The 7,069-nt window shown below is 40.1% G+C and carries 11 protein-coding genes and 1 pseudogene; 7 read left to right on the top strand and 5 right to left on the bottom strand.

What is annotated here, in order from left to right:
- Nucleotides 1-339 precede the first annotated feature (339 nt).
- From QWY92_RS19640 to QWY92_RS20670, 7 genes and pseudogenes are all read left to right on the top strand, one after another.
- Nucleotides 340-483 (top strand): TonB-dependent receptor plug domain-containing protein, encoded by a 144-nt coding sequence (locus QWY92_RS19640; protein WP_290274906.1) that lies wholly within the window; start codon nucleotides 340-342, stop codon nucleotides 481-483.
- A gap of 104 nt (nucleotides 484-587) precedes the next feature.
- Nucleotides 588-803, top strand: coding sequence for a hypothetical protein (locus QWY92_RS19635; protein WP_290274903.1), 216 nt, complete (start codon nucleotides 588-590; stop codon nucleotides 801-803).
- Between the two features lie 1,457 nt (nucleotides 804-2,260).
- Nucleotides 2,261-2,530 (top strand): hypothetical protein, encoded by a 270-nt coding sequence (locus tag QWY92_RS19630; RefSeq protein ID WP_290274900.1) that lies wholly within the window; start codon nucleotides 2,261-2,263, stop codon nucleotides 2,528-2,530.
- 20 nt (nucleotides 2,531-2,550) lie between these two features.
- Nucleotides 2,551-2,676: a hypothetical protein gene (locus QWY92_RS19625; protein ID WP_290274897.1), complete on the top strand. Its 126-nt coding sequence runs from the start codon at nucleotides 2,551-2,553 to the stop codon at nucleotides 2,674-2,676.
- A gap of 548 nt (nucleotides 2,677-3,224) precedes the next feature.
- Nucleotides 3,225-3,347: a hypothetical protein gene (locus tag QWY92_RS19620; RefSeq protein ID WP_290274896.1), complete on the top strand. Its 123-nt coding sequence runs from the start codon at nucleotides 3,225-3,227 to the stop codon at nucleotides 3,345-3,347.
- A gap of 245 nt (nucleotides 3,348-3,592) precedes the next feature.
- A pseudogene (locus QWY92_RS19615) lies at nucleotides 3,593-3,811 on the top strand (RagB/SusD family nutrient uptake outer membrane protein); the annotation flags it as partial.
- A gap of 450 nt (nucleotides 3,812-4,261) precedes the next feature.
- On the top strand, nucleotides 4,262-4,408 hold the full coding sequence (locus tag QWY92_RS20670; RefSeq protein WP_419761797.1) for a RagB/SusD family nutrient uptake outer membrane protein: 147 nt from the start codon (nucleotides 4,262-4,264) through the stop codon (nucleotides 4,406-4,408).
- 294 nt (nucleotides 4,409-4,702) lie between these two features.
- Here the strand turns inward: QWY92_RS20670 and QWY92_RS20665 are convergent, their stop codons facing one another.
- From QWY92_RS20665 to QWY92_RS20645, 5 genes are all read right to left on the bottom strand, one after another.
- Nucleotides 4,703-4,936, bottom strand: coding sequence for a group II intron maturase-specific domain-containing protein (locus tag QWY92_RS20665; protein WP_419761796.1), 234 nt, complete (start codon nucleotides 4,934-4,936; stop codon nucleotides 4,703-4,705).
- The gene (locus QWY92_RS20660) at nucleotides 4,872-5,183 is read right to left on the bottom strand and encodes a reverse transcriptase domain-containing protein (RefSeq protein WP_419761799.1); all 312 of its coding nucleotides are present in this window, start codon (nucleotides 5,181-5,183) and stop codon (nucleotides 4,872-4,874) included. The genes QWY92_RS20665 and QWY92_RS20660 overlap by 65 nt, the downstream gene beginning before the upstream one ends.
- A complete protein-coding gene (locus QWY92_RS20805; protein ID WP_496199483.1) occupies nucleotides 5,159-5,371 on the bottom strand; it encodes a reverse transcriptase domain-containing protein in 213 nt (70 codons plus the stop codon). Before QWY92_RS20805 ends, QWY92_RS20660 begins: the two co-directional genes overlap by 25 nt.
- Before the next feature lie 829 nt (nucleotides 5,372-6,200).
- Nucleotides 6,201-6,341, bottom strand: a complete 141-nt coding sequence (locus tag QWY92_RS20650) for a group II intron maturase-specific domain-containing protein (protein ID WP_496199481.1) — start codon at nucleotides 6,339-6,341, stop codon at nucleotides 6,201-6,203.
- 352 nt (nucleotides 6,342-6,693) lie between these two features.
- Nucleotides 6,694-6,933, bottom strand: a complete 240-nt coding sequence (locus tag QWY92_RS20645; protein WP_496199482.1) for a reverse transcriptase domain-containing protein — start codon at nucleotides 6,931-6,933, stop codon at nucleotides 6,694-6,696.
- Between the last annotated feature and the right edge of the window lie 136 nt (nucleotides 6,934-7,069).

The raw sequence follows: 7,069 nt of genomic DNA, 5'->3' as shown, positions 1-7,069 counted from the left end.
TCCTTCAGCGTAATTGCTTTTGCCTTTGCACAAGACAAAGTAATTAGCGGAAAAGTTACTTCTGGCAAATGGCGAGCCATTCCTGGAGTAAGCGTGTACGTTAAAGGTTCTTCTCAACTGGCACACAAACAAATGCTACGGGTAACTACACATTAAGTGTTTTCGCAGAATGCTAAAATTCTCGTATTTACTTTTATCGGTTTCAAACTAAAGAAATGCCGATTACAGGCTCTACTCTAAATGCAAGTTTAGACGAAGAAAACACAACATTATCTGATGTGGTTGTTGTGGGTTTCGGAACCCAGTCTAAACGGGATTTAAAAGGCTCCACAATCATCAGTGAGTGCAAAAGATTTAGAGAATCTTCCAGTTACTTCATTCGAACAAGCCTTACAAGGAAAAGCAGCAGGTGTTACTATTTCTGCGCAAAATGGTAAACTTGGTCAAGGTATTACCGTACGCGTAAGGGGGCAGCATCGGTGACTGCCGGTAGCGAACCCTTTATATTGTGGATGGTATTCCCGATACCTCTGGCGATTTTTCGGGAACATCAGCACCTACAAGTGCTTTGGCAGACATTAACACAAATGATATTGAATCTAGAAGTATTAAAGGATGCTTCTGCATCGGCTATTTACGGAGCGAGGGCGTCCAATGGTGTCGTTTTAATTACCACAAAGCAAGGTAAAGTTGGCAAAAGTCAGATTATTTTCAGTGCATTAGGCGGCATCAGTACGCCATCTAACCACAGAGAATTTATGAATGCAGAGCAATATGTTGAATATAGTAAGAAGAGCAGGTGAAGGTGGCAGCTAATCAAGATTTTTTAAATGGTGATTATGCTACTTAGCAGATGCATTGCTGACTATAAAACAATGTAGAAAACAGATTAACTAGGTATTCGGCAGGCACACTGATTATCAAACGTATAAGGTTATACCAATTGGGAAAGGGCGGCTTTTCAGGATAATCCTATTACCCAGCAATATGACTTGAATGTAACTGGTGGTAACGAAAAAACTAAATTTTATATTGTGGTCAGGCTTTAGATCAACAAGGTATTATTGTTGGAAATAGCTATAAACGTTACAGTGGAAGATTAAACTTAACAAATAAGGAACGATTTTATCGAAACTAGGTGTTAATTTAAATTTCTCTAACAGCATAAACAATAGATTATCAAATGATAATGCGTTTCCAATCCGATACAAGCTGTTGCATTATCTCCAATTACTCCTTTATCGACCCACGTTCTGGCTTAATTAGTGGAACCCTACCTGGTGTGGCCTCTAATTATCCAGTTTATACTATCCGTTTATTGGAATTGAAAATGCTTCTTATCAAGCAACCGTTTATCGTACAATTGGAAAAGTTTTTGCCAATGTTAACATTGCAAAAGCTTAAAGTTTACCTCTGAGTTTTCAATCGATAACCTTAATCAAAATGAAGAGGCTTACTACGGTGCTCTAACATTCAGAAATACAGGCACATCAATGGTGATGGTGTAAATATTTCTACGTTTGTTATAAATGCAAATACAAATAACTTCTTTAGCTACAAAGCAAATTTTGGTGAAAAAGTGTTTTCGATGCTGTTTTAGGAACAAGTTATCAGAAATCAACAACCAAATACAGCACAATAGAAGGTCAGGATTTCCCAGCGATTCGTACATAAAACTAGGAAGTGCAGCTACAAAAGTTACTGCTTCAAGTAATGAAGGTGCATTTAGCTTTCTATCTTATTTCTTTAGAGCTAACTATAAATACAACGATAGATATTTAGTCGGGTTTGCGTAAGAGCTGATGGTTCTTCACGCTTTGGAGCTAATCAGAAATATGGCTACTTCCCTGCTGGTTCACTTGCATGGATTGCATCCGAAGAGGATTTCTTAAAAGCAGCGAGACAATCAGCTTGTTAAAATTAAGAGCAAGTTACGTTTAACAGGTAACGCAGAAATTGGGAACTATTCTGCACGCGTTTATTTTAGTGGTACTGGAGCTTATGGGGGTTTGGCTGGACAAATACCTTCAAGATTGCAACCCTGATTTAACCTGGGAGAAACAACTCAATTAGACCTTGGTTTAGATTTTGGTATTCTTAAAAATAGAGTTTCAGCAACTTTCGATTACTATCAGAAAAAGACTACCGAATTATTGTTGAATGTTCCAATTCCTCAAACAACTGGTTTTTGCAACAAAAACTCAGAATTTAGGTAAATTAACCAATACAGTTATGAACTGGGTATTAATACAGAAAATTCGTGGGCGCTTTTAAATGGTCTACCGCATTAACTGCAGCCATTAACAATAATAAAATTACTGATTTAGGTGGTCAGGTTTTAAACACCAACGAAATTAATGCGGCCATATCTGGTCAACCAATAGGCGTTTTTTATCTTCCAGAATATGCAGGTGTTAATCCAGCAAATGGTGATGCTACTTATTATCTAAATACCGTTGATGCAAATGGTAACGTCGACAGAACAACAACAAACGACATTAACCTGGCGCAAAAGAATTTTTGCTGGTAATCCTAATCCAAAATATACTTTTGGAAAAACAACACATTCTCATTCAAAACTTTGATTTAGGTGTGTTTTTACAAGGAGTGAGTGGTAATAAAATTTATAATGGTGGTGGGTCATATATGAGCGCCAGTGCGTCTAATGGTTTATGACAACCAAACAGCAGACCAAATAGATTACTGGAATAAACCTGGAGATGTTACACAGGTTCCTGAGCTCGTTTAGGATATGGCAATGGCGTTGGTAACTCTACTAGATATTTGTCTGATGGAAAGTACATCCGTTTAAAAACTCTGACATTAGGTTACACATTTACCCCAGAAGTTTTAAGCAAACTTAAACTAAGTAAACTTAGGTTATTTGCTACCGCTCAAACCTAGCAACATTACAGGTTACAAAGGATGGGATCCAGAGGTAAATGCCGATTATCAATCTACAAAACATTAATCAAGGTGTAGATTTCTATTCAGCTCCGCAACCAAGAGTAATATCTTCGGTATAAACATTGGCCTATAATTCTATAACAGAATCATTATGAAAAAGACTATATATATAATTTAATAATTGCTTCAACCCTTATAGCTTCAGCATCTTCTTGCAAAAAGCTTTGGAAATAAATCCAGTTGATACAATTGAGCAAAGCAAGGCGCTATTAACATCAAAGGATGTTGAGGTTGCTTAGTTGGTGCGTACTCAGAATTTGGAAGCAGAATTTTATGGTGGTCGCCCATTTTTAATGGCCGATTTTTTAGCCAATACTAATGCTATTGAATGGTTTGGAACTTATGAAGAGCTTACCCAAACCATTAACAATCGCTTTTAAAAACAAACTCTTACGTAATAATGTTTGGGCTGCCGGCTACACAGCAATAAATGATGCAAATAATGTAATATCTGCATAAATAAAGTTGATGCAGCAAAACAAAATAAAGTAGAAGGTGAAGCTAAATTTATTAGAGGTGCTTCTTATTTTGAACTGGTAAGATTATTCGGAAAGGCATATAATGACGGAAGCCCTACAACCAATCTGGGTGTACCCATTGTTTAACGCCAACAACAGAGGTAAACGACGCTAGCTATGTTGCCAGAGCAACTGTTGCAGCAGTTTACACTCAAGCAATTGCTGATTTAACAGACGCAGAGGCTAAATTGCCTGCCACAAATGGTTTTTTCGCAACCAAATCTGCAGCAGCAGGTATGCTAGCAAGGCTATACTTGCAAATGGGTAATTATGCAGCGGCAGCGGCGGCGGCAAATAGAGTAATTACTTCAAATAATTATTCTTAAATGCTGCATTTATTGATGCCTTTCCTGCAATGGATCAACTCCTGGAGTTAATTCATCAGAAGATATTTTTGCAATGCAGGTTACACTCTAACTGGCTTTAATGGCTTTAATGAATTTTACGGATCTTCACCTACGGAGGTAGAGGTGACGCTGTAATATCTCAAGACTGGATTGATGCTACTTATGCCGCCAATGACGATCGTATCAATGCTTTTTATGATGATGGTGGATATCTACACCTCGAAATATGCTAATGTTTATATGAAATGTTCCTGTGATGAGTTATCAGAAATGTATCTGATAAGAGCCGAATGCAACGTCCGTTTAGCGCCAGCAGCACCAGTGGGAGGCAGAACACCTCTACAAGATTAGCAGTTGTGAGAAGCAGAGCACGATTAACAACAACGACTGCCACACTTGCTGACATTCTTAATGAACGCAAATTAGAACTTGCTTTCGAGGCTTCGCTTTACACGATGCAAAGAGAAACAAACAAATATTGGCTCTATAGCCTGGAATGCAAATAACTTAGTTTTCCCAATCCCTCAAAGAGAGATGGATGCAAACAAAAAATTAATTCAAAACCCAGGTTATTAAATCTATTTTTTTAAAGAGTCGAGTAGGAAGATAGGGATTATTTCCCTATCTGTCCTCTCACACCACTGTACGTACCGTTCGGTATACAGCGGTTTTGTTAGAATAACTTCGTTTGGTGTGTAGTTTCAATAGTAATAAGTACCAAATCCATCTAGTCCAAGACCTATAAAGAACTTTTTGTCAAGGGTTGTAAGCAATGTGGGGCTGTTTGCAGTTCTGCAATAACCCTTGCGGGTGTTTGCCAACTGATAAGCCCTCAGTTTTACCACACCCATCTTCATTAGGTTCCTCGCTCTACCAGTTATACTTTTCCATTGTTTCCATAGAACAATCCGCAGTCTGGTTCTTACATCTCGTCCAGTTTAACCATTTGACTCTTTGCTTCCGCAATAGAGAAATAGTTACCCATCCGTGAATAATCTCCTTAAGCTTTGTTGTTCTTTCATTTAATGGAACCGGTCGGTTACGCCTGGTATGCTCCCTTATTTTCTCCTTGATGGCACTTATAGATTTCGCTGCAATACGCATCTTCCATCCCGCTTTGCTGCCATAGAATGAAATCAAGCAGACTGCTCTGGCTTGGCCTGCTCACCTTACTCTTCTCCTTGTTAACCTTCAGTTTCAGGCAATCTTCCAGATAAACTGAAATACTTGCTATCACTCGATGAGCTGACTTCCTGCTTCTTAAATAAACACTGCAATCATCAGCATACCGAACGAAATGATGCCCACGCTCTTCAAGCTTCGTATCTAATTCGTGAAGGATATATTTGATAAAAGTGGGCTAAATGGACTGCCTTGGGGCATTCCTTCTGTTCTGGGCTGACCAATCCGTCCTCCATGATGCCAGTACTCAGGTAAAGGCGGATAAGTTTTCAAAGTCCGCTTATCCTTTATCTTTCCCGATAATAGGTACATCAGTTTGTCATGGTTCACCCGATCAAAGAATTTGTCCAGATCCAGCTCAACAACCAGGTGTAACCTGAATTAAGGTATTCCTGTGCCTTGAGTACTGCCTGATGGGCATTGCGACCCGGACGGAAACCATAACTGTTGGAAGAAAAGTCGCCCTCGTACTTCGGGCTCAGCCATTGGAAAATGGACTGCTGAATTAACCGGTCAATGACCGTAGGGATACCAAGCATCCTATTGCCTCCACCGTTTTTGGGTATTTTCTACCTTTCGAACAGCACTTGGCCGGTAATCACCTGATAAAATACAAGACCGTAATGTCTGCCAGTTAATATTCAGGTAGTCGCGAAGTTCATCGGTCTGCATACCATCAATACCACTCGCTCCCTTATTGGCAGTAACCCGCCTAAAGGCTCTTTGTACATTTCGGATGTCTAATATTTCTTCAAGCATAATACTAAAAAAAAACTCCTTCCCAGGCATTGTGCACATTAGTTGCACGGCTCGGCTCCTCTTATAATCTACTCTCGGATTCCGTCCTACCCTCATATAAGCAGTTCTCTAACGTGGTTCCGCTGTAATCGCTCTGCCATAAACTTCCTGTTTCCTTTGCCATCCTAACATTTGGTCCTTCCTGCATTTGTAATGCAGTACTAGTCGAGTAGATAGGGAAATTTCAGTCCGAACCTCTCACACAACCGTCGTAAGACTCTCGCCTTACACGGCTGTTATTATCCACCTAATGGTCTGATTCCAATACGCCAATGCTCAAAGAGATGAGGGTTTCTCTCAGAGATTTCCGACATCCATCTTATTGCTTTAACTTTTCGTCTTCTCAGCCTTTTGTATTTCCGCATCGCCCACCTTGCCAGTAGCCGGTTCATGTGTTGAAGACCCCATAGAGTTCGGTCTTGTAAAAAGCACCATAGTAATTGATCCATCCTCTTAGAACAGGGTTGATCATAGAGGCTAGACCTTTAAGGTCACTTCCACCTTTCCTATGTAGCTGCCACGTCCGCATTTTATCGCGGATGGCGACCTGGCCTTATTGCTTATCGCTGGAAGGAAACTTGTAAAGTATTCCCCCTGCTTATTCTTAGCTTTCCGCCTTCTAAAAGTGTATCCCAGAAAGTCGAATGCAATAAAAGTTGGTGTTTATTATCGGATTTGCTTTCCCGCAGTAACTATTCTAGTTTTCTCCGGATGCATTTCCAATCCGCATGCCTTCACCTTTCGCTCAGTTTCAACTGAAGATCCATAGCTGTGCCTCAGTTTTGCAGTGTATCACACTATCATCGGCATACCGTTCAAAAGGACAGGAAGGATATTTAGTCTCAACCATTCGTCCATACAGTAATGAAGGAAAAGGTTCGCTAGAAGCGGACTGATGACAGCCCCTTGTGGCGTACCCTTCGTTCGTTCTGCCAGGGTACCGTCGGTTTGTTGTACTGGCCCTTAAGCCACCTCTCTATGTAGAGAAGAATCCATTTACTCTCCGTATGCTTACGAACCGCTTTCATTAACAGATCATGTGGGATATTATCGAAGAAACCTTTAATATCCACATCCAGAACCCAATCATGTTTCCAACATCTTGCTCTGGCAGTGCCGATGGCATCCTTAGCACTTTGTTGGGACGATAACCATAGGAATCCTTATGGAATATTATCCAACATAGGTTCCAGAATCATTGTTACAGTAGTCTGTGCAATACGGTCAGTAACCGTTGGAATTCCAAGCGGACGCAGA

The sequence above is a fragment of the Algibacter miyuki genome (assembly GCF_030409805.1).
Lineage (GTDB): Bacteria > Bacteroidota > Bacteroidia > Flavobacteriales > Flavobacteriaceae > Algibacter > Algibacter miyuki.
This window is presented reverse-complemented; position numbering and strand designations above follow the sequence as displayed.